Below are 17,654 nucleotides of genomic sequence, written 5' to 3' on the forward strand. Positions count from 1 at the left end.
GATCGCCGAAAAGGTCCGCGAAGCCGTCGCCGAGATCGATGAGGCCCATCCCGAACTGACGATCCGCCAGGTTACGGCCAGCGTCGAACAGATCGAGGAAAGCTATATCGCCTCGCTGGAAGCCCTGCTGCTGGGTGCCGTGCTGGCGGTCATCGTGGTGTTCATCTTCCTGCGCGACTGGCGTGCGACCTTCATCACGGCCATGGCCATGCCGCTGTCGCTGATCCCGACCTTCGCCGTGCTGGGGCCGATGGGAGAGTCTCTGAACGTGGTCAGCCTGCTGGCCCTGTCGCTGACCATCGGCATTCTGGTCGACGACGCCATCGTCGAGATCGAGAACATCGTGCGTCATATGCGCGATGGGAAACCGCCCTATGACGCCTCGATGGAGGCGGCTGACGAGATCGGCTTGGCTGTCGTGGCGACCACGGCGACGATCATCGCGGTCTTCGCCCCGGTCGGCTTCATGCCCGGCATCATCGGCCAGTTCTTCAAGGCCTTCGCCCTGGCGGCCTGTGTGTCCGTGGCCTTCTCGCTGGTCGTGGCGCGAACCCTGACCCCCCTGATGGCCGCCTATCTTCTCAAGCACCACAAGCACGACGATACCGATCCATTCTGGATGTCGGGCTATCTGAAATCGCTGAGCTGGAGCCTGAAGAACCGCTGGAAGGTCTTTGCCATCGGCACCGTATTGTTCCTCGCTACCGCTTTGCTGATCGCCCCCCGGGTGCCTTTCGAATTCTCGCCCGGCGGTGATGTCGGTCGGGCCGGATTCTCCGTCGAACTGCCGCCCGGCGCGACGCTGGCCCAGACCGACGCGATCGTCCAGCGCATCACCCGCGATCTTCGCGCGCGACCCGAGGTCACCTCGGTCTATGCGTCGGTCGGCGGACAGGAGGTCAATCAGGCCAATGTCTTCGCCGACCTCGTCGACAAGGGCGACCGCGACCTGAGCCAGCAGGAATTTGCCCGGACCATGGTCGACAGCTGGAAACCCATTCCCGGTGCCCGTATCGGTGCCGGCGTCGCCAGCCAGGGCGGCGGCCCCAGCGACGGCACCTCCTATCAGTTCGCGATCCTGAGCGACGACGGGGCGGCCCTGACGGCCGCCGCCCGCAAGGTCGAGGCGGAGATGCGGACCGTTCCGGGTCTCGCCAACGTCGTCAACACCGCCTCGATCGCCCGGCCCGAGATCCTGGTCACGCCGCGCCCGGATCAGGCCGCCCTGATGGGCGTCTCCACCAGCGCGATCTCACAGGCTGTACGGGTCGCGACGATCGGCGACGTCGATCAGAACCTGCCCAAATACAATCTGGGCGACCGCCAGGTGCCGATCCGCCTGCGCCTTACGCGCGACGCCCGCGAGGACCTGTCGGTCATCGAAAACCTGCGGGTGCCGACAGCCAGCGGAACCGCCGTGCCCCTGAGCGCTGTGGCCGACATCCGCTTCGGAGCCGGACCGTCCCAGGTCCTTCGCCAGGACCGCAGCCGCGTGGCCACCATCTCGGCCGAACTGGATGGCATCCGCAGTGGCGAGGCCGGTGCGGCGGTCAATCAGTTGCCATCGGTCAAGAACCTGCCTGCCGGCGTGCGTCAGGTGCCTGCGGGCGACCAGGAGTTCATCCAGGAGATGATCACCGGCTTCGCGGTCGCCTTCGGCACCGGCATCCTGTTGATGTACGCGGTCCTGGTACTGCTGTTCAAAAGCTTCGCCTATCCGATCACCATCATGGCCTCCCTGCCCCTGGCCATCGGTGGCGCCTTCGTGGCGCTGATGATCGGCGGATCCAGCTTCTCGATCTCGTCCCTGATCGGGGTGCTGATGCTGATGGGGATCGCGGCCAAGAATTCGATCCTGCTGGTCGACTACATCATCATCGCCGAACAGGAGGGCCAGAGCCGGCTCGAGGCCATCATGGACGCCGCCCACAAGCGGGCCCGCCCCATTCTGATGACCACCTTCGCCATGGGCGCGGGCATGATCCCGGTTGCCGTGGGCTGGGGTGCCGACGTCGAGTTCCGCCAGCCGATGGCCATCGCGGTCGTGGGCGGGCTGATCTCGTCCACCTTCCTGTCGCTGCTGTTCATCCCGCCGATCTTCACCATCGTGGACGACGTCAGCGGCTGGGCGAGGCGTCGGATGGGCAAGACCTTCGCCAGTCAACGCGAGGTCGCGCCGGGGTCCAGGGCCGCGGAACTTCCGGCGGAATAGTCGCGATCAGGCGGTCAGGCCCACGCTCGGCCGCCTTGCGACTTGAACCCCGGCCCGCCCGTCTATATAGCGGCGCCTCGCGCGCGGTTAAGCGCATGACATTGGGTCGTGGCTGGGTAGCTCAGCTGGTTAGAGCGGTGGATTCATAACCCACAGGTCGGCGGTTCGAGCCCGCCTCCAGCCACCACCCAATGTCATGCCGCCGCAGCCGGCACCCGTATCGGCAACCTACGGCACAGCTTCGCGTTTCCAGCCCAGGTTCATACCGCTGGAGATTTCTCATGACCGTCCGTATCCCCGCCCTGCTCGCCTCTGCCGTCTTCGCCATGGGCGTCGCCGCCTGCACCCCGGCCGAACAGGACGACGCCCAGGCCGACGCCAATCAAGCCGCGGCTGAAACGGGCCAAGCCGCCGAGAAGGCCGGTTCCGCCCTCGCCGAAGAAGCCTCGCAGCTGGGTTCGGCGGTTGCCGCCGGGGCCAAGGAAGCCGCTCAGGAGGTCGATGAGGCCACCGATGCGCTCGCCCGCAAGGCCGACGAGCAGAAGGCCGAGACGGCCCGCGACAACCAGGGCAATGCCACGCCCCAGTAAGGGGTCAGGCCGTCGGGCTCACCACGGCACGACCTGGCCCCGGGGGAAATCCTCCGGGGCCATGGCGCTCCAGCCCTCGGTGATGCCGACAGCGGACTGCCGATCGCGAGCCCAGCCCCGGCTGTAGGTCACGCTGTCCGGCGCGAAGGTCTGAACGCCCTCCATGACGAGGATGCGAGAACAGTCCGGACTGTTCTGCACCGACACGAACGGCAGGTCTCGCCGGGACGTGTCGGCGAAAGGCGCGGTATAGACCGTCGTCGGGAGCGCCGATATCCAGTACGACTGTGCAGCACGCACGATGCGATCCAGGTTCAGCAGACCGCTGACCTGGTCTCGACGCGCCCCTGAACCGCCGACCGGCAGGGCCATGGCGGCGTCCAGCGCCGGGTAGGCCTCGGACGGCTGGGGCCACTGGACGGTGCCGGTCGGGCCGCTCTGACCGACCGCGTGCATCAGCCTCAGCAGGCTGTTTTCCCAGACCCCGAGGTCGTCAGGCGTCAAGCCCGCCCCGCGAAGGACCTCCATGTCCGAGTCGAGCGCCGCAACCCGTCGAAGAGGCTCGCCGGGGTTCGAGACATAGAGGGCGATACCGAGTTGACTGGCGGCGACACGTGCCGAGGCCTCGACGCGGCGTCCCATGGCCGAAGGTGATGCCCAGCCGTCGGCCGGTGTCCGCACGGGGCATTCGAGGCGGTTCCCGAACAGGGCGAACCGCGTCGTCAGCCACTGATCCACATCGTCGGGCGTCAGCGCCAGGGTCCGCTGGGTCGGCACGGCCAGCCAGATCTGGCCGGTCGTGGTGACCATCAGACTAGGCTCGCGATATCGCATCACCAGCTTCAGGTCCTGGACGCTGAACGGGTTCTCGTAGGGATGGGTGTGTCCGGGGATCGGCATCGGGAAATCGCAGTGACTGCATTCTCCGCTTGCCGTGTATCGCTCACCGCCGATCGCGGCCTTGAGCACCGGCTGGCCGGCGCGGAACGCGATGAACAGCGTCTTCTCTCGCCCCCCGTCGATCGGAGCCGCGCGCACGGCGGCGGCGAAGGCGTCGGGCAGGCTGATCGACGCGGGGGCCGTCTCCGGCGACGCGGGGAAGGTCGTGCCCGGAACCATGTCGGCGATGGCCCCCAGGGTGACCTCTGCCGGCTGTGCCTGTGCGATCGGGGCACACACGAATGAGGCACCGAGCGCGACGACGATGAGGGCGATGCGCATTCGTGGACTCCCGGCAGACGCGGCAATGCAACCCGCGCCGAGACCTTGGGACACCCTCGGAACCTGACGGGTCTCAGCGCGCCCAGTCGCCGACGGCGGCCTGCCACAGCGTCAACGCCGTGGTCGCGGCCGTGTCGGCGCGCAGCACGCGGGGTCCCAGAGACACCGCGGTCGTAAACGGCAGGGCCCTCAGCCGATCCCGTTCGTCCGGCGAGAACCCGCCCTCCGGCCCGATCAGGATCGCCCATGACCCGTCCCCCGCTGCCTGCAGCGCGGCGATAGCAGGCTCTCCCCCGGTCTCATCACAGAACATCAGCCGACGCGATCCGTCCCAGCCGTCCAGCACCTCGGCCAGGCGTCGCGGCGCGTCGACGACGGGCACGTCCATCCGCCCCGTCTGTTCGGCGCTTTCGATGGCGATGGCGTCGAGGCGGTCCATGCGGACGTGCTGGACCTGGGTTCGGTCGGTCTGGACCAGCCCGATGCGGGCGGCCCCCAGCTCGGTCGCCTTCTCCACCGCGAACTCCAGCGCCGACTTCTTGACCACCGCTATCAGCAGATGGACGTCGGGCACGGTGCTCTGGGGCCGGACCTGTTCCTCGGCGCGCAGCAGGACACCCTTCTTGAGCACCTCCGCGATCGAACAGCGCCACTCCCCGTCCCGACCGTTGAACACCATCAGCTCGTCGCCGAGCTTCAGCCGCATCACCTGGGTCAGATAGCGCGACTGGTCGAGCGTCGGAGCGACGGCGGTGCCGGGGGACAGTTCGGTAGTGACGTAAAGGCGGATCATGCCGCCAGCCTACCCTAGAGCGAGCGCGCGATCAGCACCTTCATGATCTCGTTCGTCCCGCCGTAGATGCGCTGAACGCGGGCGTCCTTGTAGAGCTGGGCGATCGGGTATTCGTTCATATAGCCGTAGCCGCCGTGGAGCTGGAGCATCTCGTCGATGACCTCGCCCTGGATGTCGGTGACCCAGTATTTGGCCATCGAGGCGGTGACGGCGTCCAGCTGGCCCCTCAAATGCAGGCCGATGCAGTGGTCGACGAAGACGCGTGCCACGGTCAGCTTGGTCTTGACCTCGGCCAGCTTGAACTGGGTGTTCTGGAAATCGATGACCGCCTTGCCGAAGGCCTTGCGCTGTTTGACGTATTCCAGGGTCTGTTCCAGGCCACGCTCGGCGGCCGCAACGCCCTGGACGGCGATGTTCAGCCGCTCCTGGGGCAGTTGCTGCATCAGCTGGATGAAGCCCTGGCCCTCGACGCCGCCGATGATGTTGTCTGCCGGCACCTTCACGTCGTTGAAGAACAGTTCGGAGGTGTCGTTGCCCTCCATGCCGATCTTGTGGAGGTTGCGGCCGCGCTCAAAGCCGTCCGCGCCATCCGTCTCGACGACGATCAGGGAGGTGCCCTTGGCCCCCGCCGTCGGGTCGGTCTTGGCCACCACGATGATGAAATTGGCGAGCTGCCCGTTGGTGATGAAGGTCTTGGAGCCGTTCACCACATAGCCGTTGCCGGACTTGACCGCCGAGGTCTTGACCCCTTGCAGGTCAGACCCCGCGCCCGGCTCGGTCATCGCGATGGCGCCGACCAGTTCGCCCGAGGCCAGACGCGGCAGCCAGCGCGCCTTCTGCTCCTCGGTGCCGTAGTGCCAGATGTAGGGGGCGACGATGGCGTTGTGCAGCGAGATGCCGAAATGGTCCGCGCCCTTCCAGCCCAGCTGACGCATCAACACGACCTCGTGGCGATAGTCGCCGCCCATGCCGCCGTCTTCCTCGGGCATCGACAGGCCCATCAACCCGTCCTGACCGGCCTGGGTCCAGAGTTCTCGCGGGACGGAGGAGTTGGCGATCCACTCCTGCACCTTCTCCGGCGGCGCATGCTCGTCGATCCACTTGCCGACACTGTCGGAGAAGAGGGTGATCTCCTCTTCCAGCATGAAATCGGGGGACGGGGTAGTGATGACGTTCATGGAAGGCTCCGCTTGAGGAACCCTCTCCCAGAGGGAGAGGGCTTGAGCGCACGGCGGCATCAGCCGTCGTCCTTGCGCGAAAGGGTGAGGGGTTGGGACGCCAGACGGTGAGAGGGCAACCCCTCACCCTTTCGGCTTGCGGATCGCTGCGCTCTCCGAGCCTCAAGCCCTCTCCCTCCGGGAGAGGGACGCTTTAAAACGCCTCCGCCGGCATCGCCATCAGCACGTCCGCACCCGTCTTCATCTTGGCCAGATGCGCACCGGCGTCGGGCAGGATGCGTTCGACGAAGTAGCGGCCGGTCTGCAGCTTGGTCGCATAGAAGGGATCGTCGGAACCGGCGTCGATCTTGGCCTGCGCCGCCTTGGCCATCTGCGCCCAGAGGAAGGCCAGCGCCGTGATGCCGAACAGGTTCAGATAGTCGGTCGAGGCGGCACCCGCGTTGTCCGGGTTGGCCATGCCGTTCTGCATCAGCCACATCGTGCCCTCCTGCAGCTTGGCCTTGGCGTCGGCCAGGCCGTCGACATAGGTCTTGATGGACTCGTTGCCGGCGTTCTCGGCGACGAAGGCGTCGATGTCGGCGAACCAGGTCATGATCGCCCGCCCACCCTGCGACGGCAGTTTGCGGCCGACCAGATCCAGCGCCTGAATGCCGTTGGTGCCCTCATAGATCATGGTGATCCGCGCATCGCGCAGATACTGCGACGCCTGGAAATGCTCGGTGTAGCCGCTGCCGCCGTGGACCTGCATGCCCAGGGACGCGACGTGGAAGCCCTTGTCGGTCAGATAGGCTTTCAGCACCGGTGTCAGCAGACCCATGTAGTCGTGGGCCTTTTGCGCGGTGGCGGCATCGGCGGATTTCTGCAGGTCGGCCTGAAGCGCGGTCCACAGGATGAAGGCCTGCCCGCCTTCGACGAAGGCCTTGGCCTCCAGAAGCATGCGGCGGACGTCGGGGTGGACCATGATGGAGTCGGCGGCGGCGTCGGGGCTCTTCGGACCCGTCAGCGAACGGCCCTGAATCCGGTCCTTGGCGAACTCCAGCGCGGCCTGATAGGCGGCGGCGCCGATGGCCAGGCCTTGCAGGCCGGTGCCGAGACGGGCCTCGTTCATGACCACGAACATGTTGTTCATGCCCCGGCCTTCCTCGCCGATCAGCCAGCCGGTGGCCTCGTCGTACTGCATGACGGCGGTGGCATTGCCGTTGATGCCCATCTTGTGCTCGAGCCCGGCGCACATCAGCGAGTTCCGCTCGCCGATCGACCCGTCGTCGTTGACGAGGAATTTGGGCACCAGGAACAGCGACAGTCCCTTGATCCCCGCCGGCGCGCCTTCGACGCGGGCCAGGACGGTGTGGATGATGTTGTCGGTGAAGTCGTGCTCGCCGGCCGAGATCCAGATCTTCTGGCCGCTAATCTTGTAGGTGCCGTCGCCCTGCGGGACGGCCTTGGTGCGCACCATGCCCAGGTCGGTGCCGCACTGGGGCTCCGTCAGGTTCATGGTCCCGCCCCACTCGCCGGTGGCCATCTTGGGCAGGTATTTGGTCTTCAGCTCGTCCGACGCATTGGCGTGGATGCCCGCATAGGCCCCCGCCGTCAGGCCCGGATACATCGAGAAGGCGGCCGAGGCCCCGGCCGTGAACTGGCCGAACGCCATCCCGACCACGGCGGGCATGCCCTGACCACCGTACGCCGGGTCGGCCGACAGGGCGGGCCAGCCGGCCGCGACCATGGCCTGATAGGCTTCCTTCCAGCCCTTGGGACCGGTGACGACGCCGCCCTCGGCCCAGTGACAGCCTTCCTTGTCGCCCGAATGGTTGATCGGGGCGATGACCTCTTCGGCGAACTTGGCGCCCTCTTCGAGGATCTGGCCGACCAGATCGGACGAGATGTCCTCGAACCCGGCCTGGTTGGAATAGCGGTCGATCTCCAGAACCTCGTTCAGGATAAAGGTCAGGTCACGGACGGGGGCTTTATAGGCCATGAGGCTCAGGCTCTCGCTTTGAAGGGATGGCGGACCGGGTGGTGGTCGTGGTTGTCGGGGTTCAGGCGGGCACTGAGGACCGACTCATAGTCCTCGGCACCGGGCAACAGGTCGGGCCGCATCTGGGACAGACGCTCCTCCATCGCGGCACAGGCCTCCTCGGCCGTCTCGATGGCGGCGTCGAGGTCTTCGCGCTGCTGCTTCAGGGCCTCGATCTGGGCACGGTGGCGACGCAGGGCGATCGCCATCTGGTGGGTATTTCCGTCGTTGCGGTCGTACAGATCCAGCATGTCCTGGATCTCGTGCAGGGTAAAACCGATGCGGCGGCCGCGCAGGATCAGCTTCAGCCGGGCGCGGTCGCGCGCGTCATAGACCCGGGTCTGACCCTTGCGCGCCGGGGTCAGCAGCCCCTTGTCCTCATAGAATCGGAGCGCCCTCGCCGTCGCCCCGAACTCGCGGCACAGCTGGCGGATGGAATAGGTGCGATGGTCGTCTGCGGTCGCCATAAGACATACATAGCGCGAACTTGACGCGCACGTAAAGGGAAGCTTTTAGGACAGGATGCCACGCAAGCACGTCAATGACGCCGGGACCAACAAACGCGATCTCCCACAGAAGACGTGCGTCTCCTGCGGCAAGCCGTTCGCGTGGCGCCGGAAGTGGGCGCGGGACTGGGATCAGGTGAAGTTCTGCTCCGACCGTTGCCGGTCGGCTGGCGAAGTCAGGCCCGGCGGCCCAGCAGCACCGGGATCGTGATCGCCAGCAGCAGGACGTTGACGATCGACAGGCCGATGTCGCCGCCCAGGGCATGGACCCCCAGCATCACGGCCTCCAGCACGATCAGGCCGGCGGCGGAGACCACGACCAGGGGACGCCCGATCTTCCACGACACCAGCGGGGTCAGAACGCCGACCGCCAGTACGATCTCGGCGATGCCCAGACCCCGCACGAACTGTTCCGACACCATGGCCGGCCAGGTCATCAGGGTGATCAGATTGGCCATGGATTCCGTCAGCTTGGCATAGCCGGCCGCGAGGAAGAACATCGCGATCCAGCCCTGGAGCGTCCACAGCGCCATGTTGTGATAGGTGGCGCGCAGACGTGCGGCGGCGCTGGAAACGGGGGCGACGGAGGCGGGCGTGAAGGTGGCGGCCATGGCGGGGCTCTGGGATGAAGGTCGTCGGGGAGGAAACTGCAACAGTGGCGATATCGGATCGCCTGCCGCCGTTTGCAAGGGGGTAATGGCACAGCTTTTCGCACATGTCATCAGCCGTAGACATCAATTGATGACTTAGCCGATCAACGCGTGTTTCAGGCCACGAAATCTACGCAGCTACGCGGCCGAAGCGTGGCCGTATGCATACGGATTCGTAATCCCGGCGACGGCGTTCAGGCTCCGAAGTCCCAGGCCTGCCGGGCCCGCTCAAGTCGCGCCAGCCTGGCTTCGAATGTCGACCAGTCATCGTCCGTGGCAATGGGGCCCCAGAGTGCCTCGACCTCTTCGATCAGCATCTCTTCGGGCTGGCTTTCCGCGAACATCGGGTGCTCCAGCCGTTCGGGCCGGTCGGGTTCGTGCTCGAACAGCGCAAAGCGGAAGGCGTCGAAGGTCTCGCCCTGATAAAGCGTCGCGCGGGGACCGCCCAGCGCCCGCGCCGACGAGCTGAAACCCGTGAACCAGTCGAAGAACAGCGGCTCCCACCGCAGCCCCTCGCCCCGCTCGCGCAACAGGGCCAGGGTGGTGTCGACCAGCCTCTGGTCCGCCGCCTCGCCCAGCGATCGAACCCCCAGCCGCATCAGGAAGGCCGCGCGCAGATGGCGGATATAGGCCGGGCCGAAGCCGTTCAGGGCCTCGGTCAGGGGCTCGACGTCGGCGACCAGCTTCAGGCACCCGGCCAGCTGGGTCAGGTTCCAGAACACCGCCTCCGGCTGGCGCGCGAAGGCATAGAGGCCCGTCTGGTCGAAATAGGCGGCTGTGAACCCGGGCTCATAGGCGGGCAGGAACCGCCACGGCCCATAGTCGAAGCTCTCGCCCGTGACGTTCAGATTGTCGGTGTTGAGCACCCCGTGGACGAACCCCGCCGCAATCCAGCGCGCGGTCAGCCGGGCCGAAGCCTCGACGACCGCGGCCAGCAGGCCCGGCGCATCCCCCGCGGCGACATGCGGGTGGTACAGAGTGCGGACGTGTTCGACGAGCGCCTCGATCATGTCGGCGCGCTGGAAATAGGCCGCGCGCTGGAAGGTGCCGAACCGGACGTGGCTGTGCTGGAGCCGGACCAGCACCGCCGACCGCGTCGGCGACGGTTCGTCGCCGCGCTGCAGCGCCTCTCCCGTCTCGATCAGGCTCAGGGCCCGGCTGGTCGGAACACCCAGGCTTTCCAGCATGGTCGCGGCCAGCACCTCCCGCATCCCGCCCTTGAGCGTCAGCCGTCCGTCACCACCGCGCGACCAGGGCGTCGTGCCGGAGCCCTTGGTGCCGAGGTCGAGAAGTCGGCCTTCCTTGAGCGCTAACGTCTCGCGCGCGGCGCTCGTCTGCTTGAGCGCGAGGGGCGTGGTTTCTCTGAGCTGCCCCGCAAGAAACCCGCGCCCGTCGCCGAGGTCGGGGTTGTAGTGCCGAAACTGATGCCCGTGATACCGCATGGCGGTCGGCCCAGGCTGGCCCGGCAACGGCTGGAACCGGCCGAAGGCGGCGATCCATTCGGCTTCGTCCAGACCCTCCAGCCCCACGCTCGCCGCCGCCCGGTCGTTGCGGTAGCGCAGGATGGTGGTCGGAAAGTCGGCGGGACCAACGGCATCGGCGTACTCATCCCCCAGGTCGAAGAAGCGGGGCTCGGGCGTATAGGCTGGGGAGACGGGCATGGGGTGCAGATGCCCCTTCACAAGCCCCGCCGCAACGCCTGTTCCGGCTTCACAGCAGCCGTCCTGATGCGCTAGAACAGGCGCAGAGATCAGGCCCCATCGGGGTCAGGCTGGCGCGGGCATTCCCGACGAATCCGGTCCGGCGTCGTCGATAACCGGCGCCACGGCAGACATCCATTCTCGGAGGCCCCGTGGCACGCAAACTGACTCTCGACTTCCTCAAGACCGAGACCGCCTCCGGTGCAGCCCTGGCCCTGGCCACCGTCGCCGCCCTGGTCGTGGCCAACTCGCCGCTGTCGGCCGACTATTTCGCCTGGCTGAAGAGCGAGCACACGCTCCAGATCGGGCCGCTCATCCTGCGCGAGACCGTGTCCGAGTGGATCAAGGAAGGCCTGATGGCCGTCTTCTTCCTCGTGGTGGGCCTTGAGATCAAATACGAGATCGTGCGCGGCGAGCTCAGCGATCCCAAGAAGCTGGCGACCCCCGTGCTGGCGGCCCTGGGCGGCATGATCGCGCCGGCGCTGGTGTATCTGGCGATCACCGGGATGACGGGTGGCCCCCACGGCGGCTGGCCCATACCTCTGGCCACCGACATCGCCTTTGCCCTGGCGGTCTTCGCCCTGGTCGGCAAGGGACTGCCGGCGTCGCTGCGGGTCTTCCTGCTGACCCTGGCCATCGTCGACGATCTGGGGGCCATCGCCATGATCGCCATCCTGTTCAGCGAGGGGGTTCAGTGGATGCCGCTGCTGGGCGTCGCGGCCCTGCTGGTCGGCGGTGCGATCTGGGGCCGGTCGATGCGTATCCCCGCCCCCTTCTGGGTTGCTGGCTTCGCCGCCGCGTGGTGGCTGACGGTTGAGGCGGGGCTCAGCACCTCCCTGACCGCCGTGGCCTTTGCCCTGATCGTGCCGATCGCACCGCGCGCCGAGGACAAGCAGTCGCCGCTCAAGGAGGCGATGCACGACCTTCACCCCTATGTCGCCTGGCTGATCCTGCCGCTGTTCGCCTTCGCCAAGGCGGGCGTGTCTTTCGCAGGTCTGTCGCTGGATCAGGCATTCGCGCCGCTGGTCCTCGGCATCGCCGGCGGCCTGTTCGTCGGCAAGCAGATCGGGGTGTTCGGCGCGGCCTGGCTGGCGACGAAGCTGGGGCTCGGCACCCGACCCACCGACGCCACCTGGCTTCAGGTCTATGGTGTCAGCCTGCTGTGCGGGGTCGGCTTCACCATGAGCCTGTTCATCGGAGCCCTCGCCTTCCCGGGTGCCGTCGATTCCCCCGAACAGGTCGAGGTCAAGCTGGGGGTCCTGGCCGGGTCGGTTCTTTCGGGCCTGTGCGGGGCCCTGGCGCTTGCCATCGCCAAACGCGGACCACGCAAGGATTTGGCCGAAACCTGAAAGGTTACTGGGCAGTTCACGCCCAATATTGACCTTGGGTCAGCCGTTTTTGTCGCTTTTGCGTCACACCGGTGCCCACCGGCGGGCAAAACGCGCGCCGACCCCATGCCGCTGCTTGTCGCTCTACTCGGCTTGGATTACGGCAGGGGTTCGAATTACCCGCAGCTCCGACAAGAGAGCGAGGGCAGGGAAACAGGAAACGCCGCGATCGCCGTCCAGGCGGTCGGGCCATGAGCCGGGAGCCGTCCATGCGTCTTACTCAATCACTTCGCTATTCCGTGTCCGCCGCCGTCGTCGGCGCAGTCGCCTTCGGTCTCGTCGGTGCCGCCTCGGCCCAGGACCAGGAAGGCCCGTCGACCAGCGTCGACGACATCATCGTCACCGCCCAGAAGCGCGAGCAGAGCCTTCAGGACGTGCCGATCGTGGTCACCTCGCTGTCGGCTGAAGCGCTCGACAACGCGGGCGTCAAGGACATCAAGGATCTCCAGATCCTGACGCCCGGCATGACCGTCACCTCGACCTCGTCGGAGGCCTCGACCACGGTGCGTATCCGCGGCGTCGGCACCGTCGGTGACAACCCGGGTCTGGAAAGCTCGGTCGGCGTCGTGATCGACGGCGTCTATCGCTCGCGCAACTCGGTCGGCTTCGGCGACCTGGGTGAACTGCAGCGGATCGAGGTCCTGAAGGGCCCGCAGGGCACCCTGTTCGGCAAGAACACCTCGGCCGGCGTCATCAACATCATCACCCAGGCCCCCTCGTTCACGCCGGGCTATGACGCCGAACTCACCTTCGGCAACTACGGTGCCATGGGCGCAGCAGGGTCGGTCACAGGCCCGATCAACGACCAGGTCGCCTTCCGCCTGTACGCCGGTCGCCGCGTCCGCGACGGCTTCACCGACATCGACCTCGGCGACGGTCCCCGTACCGATCGCGACGACGGCAACCAGGACTTCTGGACCGCGCGCGGCCAGCTGCTGGTCCTGCCCAACGACAACACCTCGATCCGCATCATCGCCGACTATTCCAAGCGCGATGAATACTGCTGCGTCGGCGTTCAGGTCCGCACGGGCCAGACCTTCCCCTTCATCGACGGCCTCTCGACCGGCACCGGCCAGGCCCCGCCCAACGCGACCTTCAGCGGCCTGCCCTTCTCGCGCCTCGGCTACGCCAACCGCGAAGACGGCCAGACCATCGAGGACAAGGGCCTGTCAGCCGAGGCCAACATCGACCTGAACCGCTGGGGTGACGCCACCCTGACGACCGTCTCGTCGTGGCGCCGCTGGAAGTCCTCGCTGGGCCAGGACATCGATTACACGGGCGCGGACATCAACTACCGCGTCAACGACGGCGACTACGGTTACGGCGTCGAGAACTGGACCCAGGAAGTCCGTCTGGCCGGGGCCACGGATCGCCTCGACTGGCTGGTCGGCGCCTTCGCCACCCGTGAGCAGGTCTCGCGTACGGACAGCTTCTACAACGGCGCGGACTACACGCCCTTCCTGTCCTTCCTGCTCAGCGCCAACCTGAACCGCGCCGTTCCGCAGTTCCCGGTCAGCCCCGGCATCATCGGCTGCTTCACGCGTCCGGGTCAGACCTCGGGTGGTGCCGGCCTGCAGGGCTGCCTGGCCTCGGGCGGCACCGGTCGCCTGCCTGTCGGCCCCGGCGGCATGATCGTCACCGTCCCGACGGCCCAGGCCACGGGTCCGGGCTTCATCGTCGGCCAGGGCTTCCGCGACCGCTACAACCAGACCTCCGAGTCGTTCGCGCTGTTCACGAACAACACCTTCCACCTGACGGACCAGTTCGATATCACCGTCGGCCTGCGCTACACGAGCGACACCAAGTCGGTCGACTCGCTGCAGACCAACCTCAACAACAACTCCAGCACCTGTAACGCCGCCCTGGCGAACGCCGGAGCCATCGGCGGCCTGCTGGGCGCCGGCACCGCCGGCTCCATCGTCGGCACGATCTGCCTGCCCTGGGTCAACAGCGCCTTCCAGGACCGCGTCGCCCACCAGGACTTCGACGACAGCGAGTTCTCGGGCACGGTCAAGGCCGCCTATCGCCTGAACGACCAGCTCCTGACCTATGTGTCCTATGCCCGCGGCTACAAGTCGTTCGGCTACAACCTGGACCGGACCCAGACCGGCGTGACCCCCAACGCCTCGACCTTCTTCCCCTCGGAAACGGTCGACAGCTACGAAGCCGGCTTCAAGGCCACCCTGTTCGATCGCAAGGTGCTGTTCAACGCCACCTACTTCAACCAGAAGGTCGAGAACTTCCAGCTCAACACCTTCCTCGGCACCGCCTTCACGGTGGAAGCGATCCCCGAGCTGAACAGCCAGGGCTTCGACGCCGACTTCCTGTGGTTCACTCCGATCGAAGGCCTGTCGGTCTCGTCCGGCCTGACCTACACGGATGCCGAATACGGCGTCTTCACCGCCGCCCAGCTGACCCAGCCGTCCAACTTCCCGCAGCTGTCGCTGCTGCCGGGCGGAACCCCGGCCTTCGCGCCGGAATGGTCCAGCACCAACTCGGTGAACTTCGAGCGCACCGTCGGCAATCTGCTGTTCGGCGCCAGCCTGTCGGCCAAGTATTCCAGCGAATACAACACCGGCTCCGACCTGCTGCCCTACAAGGGCCAGGACGCCTACACCCTCGTCAACGGCCGCATCACGCTTGGTACGGCTGACGATCGCTGGACCGTCGAACTGTGGGGTCAGAATCTGACCGACAAGGAATACATCCAGGTCGGCTATGCCGCGCCGCTGCAGGGCACCGCCTTCCAGTCGACGCTCCAGACCGCCGGTTCGAACCCCGGCACCTTCTACAATGCCGCCGCAGACACGGCGACCTATGACGCCTTCCTGGGTGCCCCGCGCACCTACGGCATCACCTTCAAAGTCAAATATTGATCATCCCGCCAAGAGGATGAACTTCAGAGCCGGCCGGGGTCCGCCCCGGCCGGCTTTTTCGTGGCCGTGCCGTGGACGATCGGTCGCAGCAAGCGGCGCTGTTCAGCGGGAACGCAGCCTCTAGCCTGCCGTTGATCCGTCGACCCTCAGCCTGTTCGAGACCCGCCATGCGCATGATCCCCCTCGCCGCCACCGTCGCCTTCGCCGCCCTGGCCGCCGCCTGCGGAGCCAGCGGTCAGAACCCGACGCCTGCCGCGCCCGGCACGCCCTTGGAGACCCGCCCGGCAAACGGCACCGGCCAGACCCCGGCCTTCCCCGGCCAGACGCGCGCGCCCGCCGTCACCACCTCCGTTGCCATGGCCCACACCGTCGTCGCCTCCGGTCTCGACCATCCCTGGGGCCTGGCCCTGCTGCCCGACGGGCGCTGGCTGGTGACCGAGCGATCGGGCAAGCTGTCGATCATCGCCGCCGATGGGACCAAGGGCGCCGCCATCGCCGGCCTGCCTGCCGTCGATGCGCGGGGTCAGGGCGGCCTGCTGGACGTGGTGGTCGGCCCGACCTTCGCCTCCGACCGCATGATCTACTGGAGCTATGCCGAGCCCAGAGATGGTGGCAACGCCACCTCGGTCGCGCGTGGTGCCCTGTCGGCGGACGGCAGCCGGGTCGACAATGTCCAGGTCATCTTCCGCGCCCTGCCCATCTATGACGGCGACAAGCATTTCGGCTCGTCCCTGGCGTTCGCGCCCGACGGCAAGCTGTTCGTCACCCTGGGGGAACGCTCCGACCGGCCCATGCGGCCCCAGGCCCAGGATCTGGGCTCGCACATGGGCAAGACCATCCGCATCAATGCCGACGGCACGGTCCCGTCCGACAATCCCTTCGTCGGCCAGGCGGGGGCCCTGCCCGAGATCTGGAGCCTGGGTCACCGCAACGTCCAGGGCATCGCCATCGGCGCCGACAACAAGGTCTGGACCGTCGAGCACGGCACCCGGGGCGGCGACGAGGTCAACCTGGACCAGCGCGGACTGAACTACGGCTGGCCCGACGTGGCCTATGGCGTCGAATACGCAGGCGGCACGATCAGCGCCGGTGCGACCCAGAAGGAAGGCACCGAACAGCCCGTCTACTACTGGGATCCCGTGATCGCCCCCGGCGGCGCGACCCTCTATTCCGGCGCCATGTTCCCGGGCTGGCAGGGCAATCTGCTGGTCGCGGGACTGAAGGAAAAACACATCGCCCGGCTGGTGATCCAGAACGACCGCGTCGTGGGTGAGGAGCGCCTGCTGACCGATCTGGGCGAACGCATCCGCGACGTGGCCGTCGGCCCCGACGGTGCCGTCTGGGCCATCACCGACGAGGCGAACGGAAAGCTGGTACGACTGGCGACCAGGTAGCTTGTTCGACGGCTGCGGTGGCCCGATGAGGACGCCTCGTGACGAGACGTCCTTTGCTGACGAAACCATCAAGGTTCATCACAGCGGGCACAGCGAGGTCACCACGAACACAACGCAGGCTGAGCACCACCCGAACAGCGATCGGTTGTCTGGCAGTCTGACATCGCGGCGAAGCCGCAGCCCTGCAGTCCGAGCGGCTCGCTGCCCTCGGGTCAGGATGCGATCCCGCCGTGTGCGTTGTGCCTTCGTTGTGCCCGTTGTGATGAACCCGCCTCCTTGTGGAAGGCGACGGGATCAACATGCGTGACGAATGCTTTAGCCGCGCCGGAAGACCCGCGACGCCAGATACCCCATCCCCGCGGCCAGCAGCACGCTGAGCAGGCCGTAGGACCAGGGGCGACGGTGAGCGAACTCATAGATGTCGCGCTCGAACCCGACCTTTTCGACCGTCAGGGTCAGGTTCGAGACCGACGATGGGCGGCCCTCCTGAAACAGCCAGACTTCCGCGTGGTACTCGCCCGTCGGTGCGGTGGTCGGCAGCTCGACCTCGGCGCGGAACAGGCCCCGGTCCACGAAGCTGACGCCGTCGGGATCGGTGTTGTACAGCGCTGCCGCCTCCTTCAGCCGGATCACGGCGCGGCGCCAATCCAGGTAATCGTCGCCGAGCCGGGAAATGACCACGTCCCGCACGCCGTATCGCGTCACCGTCCTCGCCTCGTCCGGGGCCCCGATCCGCAGGTGATCGACGCCGACACCCAGCCGCCGCAGCTGACCGAAGCCGGCGATCTCGCTCAGCGGCCGGGTCGAGGCGGTCATGTAGAAGCCCGGCGCGCCCTCGAACAGGACGGGACGGCTGTTCAGCCAGACGCCCATGTTGCGGGTCTTCTTGACCAGGCGAACGGGCGCGTCCGGGCCGCGCACCACCACCACGACATCGGCGGGGGTGTCGGTCGGATTGAACACCGCCCCGTACAGAACGATCGAGGCACCCTGGAACCCGGTATCGACCTTGACCTGGGCGTCGGTCAGGGCGGCGGCGACGCGGACCTGGCCGCTGGTGGACTGCGACTGCTCCGACGGCGGAACGAACTGCTCCACGACGGCCGGAGGGCTGGTCACGAGGTCCGGG

Annotated in this window: 14 protein-coding genes and 1 tRNA gene; 7 read left to right on the plus strand and 8 right to left on the minus strand. The window is 67.0% G+C overall.

Annotation, left to right across the window (positions count from 1 at the left end):
* From ACILQR_RS09800 to ACILQR_RS09810, 3 genes are all read left to right on the plus strand, one after another.
* Positions 1–2,212, plus strand: a 2,212-nt coding sequence (locus tag ACILQR_RS09800) for an efflux RND transporter permease subunit (RefSeq protein ID WP_395651250.1), incomplete at its 5' end; no start/stop codon positions are given.
* 110 nt (positions 2,213–2,322) lie between these two features.
* Positions 2,323–2,399, plus strand: a tRNA-Met gene (locus ACILQR_RS09805).
* A 94-nt stretch (positions 2,400–2,493) separates the two neighbouring features.
* Positions 2,494–2,802 carry a hypothetical protein gene (locus tag ACILQR_RS09810; RefSeq protein ID WP_395651251.1) on the plus strand — a complete coding sequence of 103 codons (309 nt, stop codon included), beginning with the start codon at positions 2,494–2,496 and terminating at the stop codon, positions 2,800–2,802.
* An 18-nt stretch (positions 2,803–2,820) separates the two neighbouring features.
* On the opposite strand, the gene ACILQR_RS09815 is transcribed toward ACILQR_RS09810, so the two are convergent.
* The 5 genes from ACILQR_RS09815 to ACILQR_RS09835 all read right to left on the minus strand — a co-directional run bounded on the left by ACILQR_RS09815 (position 2,821) and on the right by ACILQR_RS09835 (position 8,478).
* Entirely contained in the window at positions 2,821–4,023 is a 1,203-nt protein-coding gene (locus tag ACILQR_RS09815; protein ID WP_395651252.1) for a hypothetical protein, read from the minus strand.
* A gap of 73 nt (positions 4,024–4,096) precedes the next feature.
* Entirely contained in the window at positions 4,097–4,816 is a 720-nt protein-coding gene (locus ACILQR_RS09820) for a 16S rRNA (uracil(1498)-N(3))-methyltransferase (protein WP_395651253.1), read from the minus strand.
* Positions 4,817–4,830: 14 nt separating this feature from the next.
* Positions 4,831–5,994 (minus strand): acyl-CoA dehydrogenase family protein, encoded by a 1,164-nt coding sequence (locus tag ACILQR_RS09825; RefSeq protein WP_395651254.1) that lies wholly within the window; start codon positions 5,992–5,994, stop codon positions 4,831–4,833.
* 193 nt (positions 5,995–6,187) lie between these two features.
* Positions 6,188–7,972 carry an acyl-CoA dehydrogenase C-terminal domain-containing protein gene (locus ACILQR_RS09830; RefSeq protein WP_395651255.1) on the minus strand — a complete coding sequence of 595 codons (1,785 nt, stop codon included), beginning with the start codon at positions 7,970–7,972 and terminating at the stop codon, positions 6,188–6,190.
* A 5-nt stretch (positions 7,973–7,977) separates the two neighbouring features.
* Positions 7,978–8,478 (minus strand): MerR family DNA-binding transcriptional regulator, encoded by a 501-nt coding sequence (locus ACILQR_RS09835; RefSeq protein ID WP_271145393.1) that lies wholly within the window; start codon positions 8,476–8,478, stop codon positions 7,978–7,980.
* A 55-nt stretch (positions 8,479–8,533) separates the two neighbouring features.
* Between ACILQR_RS09835 and ACILQR_RS09840 the strand changes: the two genes are divergently transcribed.
* A complete protein-coding gene (locus tag ACILQR_RS09840) occupies positions 8,534–8,728 on the plus strand; it encodes a DUF2256 domain-containing protein (RefSeq protein WP_395651256.1) in 195 nt (64 codons plus the stop codon).
* Here ACILQR_RS09840 and ACILQR_RS09845 read toward each other — a convergent pair.
* Positions 8,694–9,128: a DoxX family protein gene (locus ACILQR_RS09845; RefSeq protein ID WP_395651257.1), complete on the minus strand. Its 435-nt coding sequence runs from the start codon at positions 9,126–9,128 to the stop codon at positions 8,694–8,696. The two genes, ACILQR_RS09840 and ACILQR_RS09845, sit on opposite strands and share 35 nt — an antisense overlap.
* A 233-nt stretch (positions 9,129–9,361) precedes the next feature.
* Positions 9,362–10,828, minus strand: a complete 1,467-nt coding sequence (locus tag ACILQR_RS09850; protein ID WP_395651258.1) for a protein adenylyltransferase SelO — start codon at positions 10,826–10,828, stop codon at positions 9,362–9,364.
* Between the two features lie 191 nt (positions 10,829–11,019).
* On the opposite strand from ACILQR_RS09850, the gene nhaA reads away from it, so the two are divergent.
* The 3 genes from nhaA to ACILQR_RS09865 all read left to right on the plus strand — a co-directional run bounded on the left by nhaA (position 11,020) and on the right by ACILQR_RS09865 (position 16,525).
* On the plus strand, positions 11,020–12,216 hold the full coding sequence (gene nhaA / locus ACILQR_RS09855; RefSeq protein ID WP_395651259.1) for a Na+/H+ antiporter NhaA: 1,197 nt from the start codon (positions 11,020–11,022) through the stop codon (positions 12,214–12,216).
* Positions 12,217–12,464: 248 nt separating this feature from the next.
* Entirely contained in the window at positions 12,465–15,131 is a 2,667-nt protein-coding gene (locus ACILQR_RS09860) for a TonB-dependent receptor (RefSeq protein ID WP_395651260.1), read from the plus strand.
* Between the two features lie 167 nt (positions 15,132–15,298).
* Complete coding sequence (locus ACILQR_RS09865) at positions 15,299–16,525, plus strand: PQQ-dependent sugar dehydrogenase (RefSeq protein ID WP_395651261.1); 1,227 nt, start codon at positions 15,299–15,301, stop codon at positions 16,523–16,525.
* A gap of 315 nt (positions 16,526–16,840) precedes the next feature.
* Here the strand turns inward: ACILQR_RS09865 and ACILQR_RS09870 are convergent, their stop codons facing one another.
* Positions 16,841–17,644 carry a TIGR02186 family protein gene (locus ACILQR_RS09870; RefSeq protein WP_395651262.1) on the minus strand — a complete coding sequence of 268 codons (804 nt, stop codon included), beginning with the start codon at positions 17,642–17,644 and terminating at the stop codon, positions 16,841–16,843.
* Positions 17,645–17,654 lie beyond the last annotated feature (10 nt).

Source organism: Brevundimonas sp. (genome assembly GCF_044239655.1).
Classification (GTDB): domain Bacteria; phylum Pseudomonadota; class Alphaproteobacteria; order Caulobacterales; family Caulobacteraceae; genus Brevundimonas.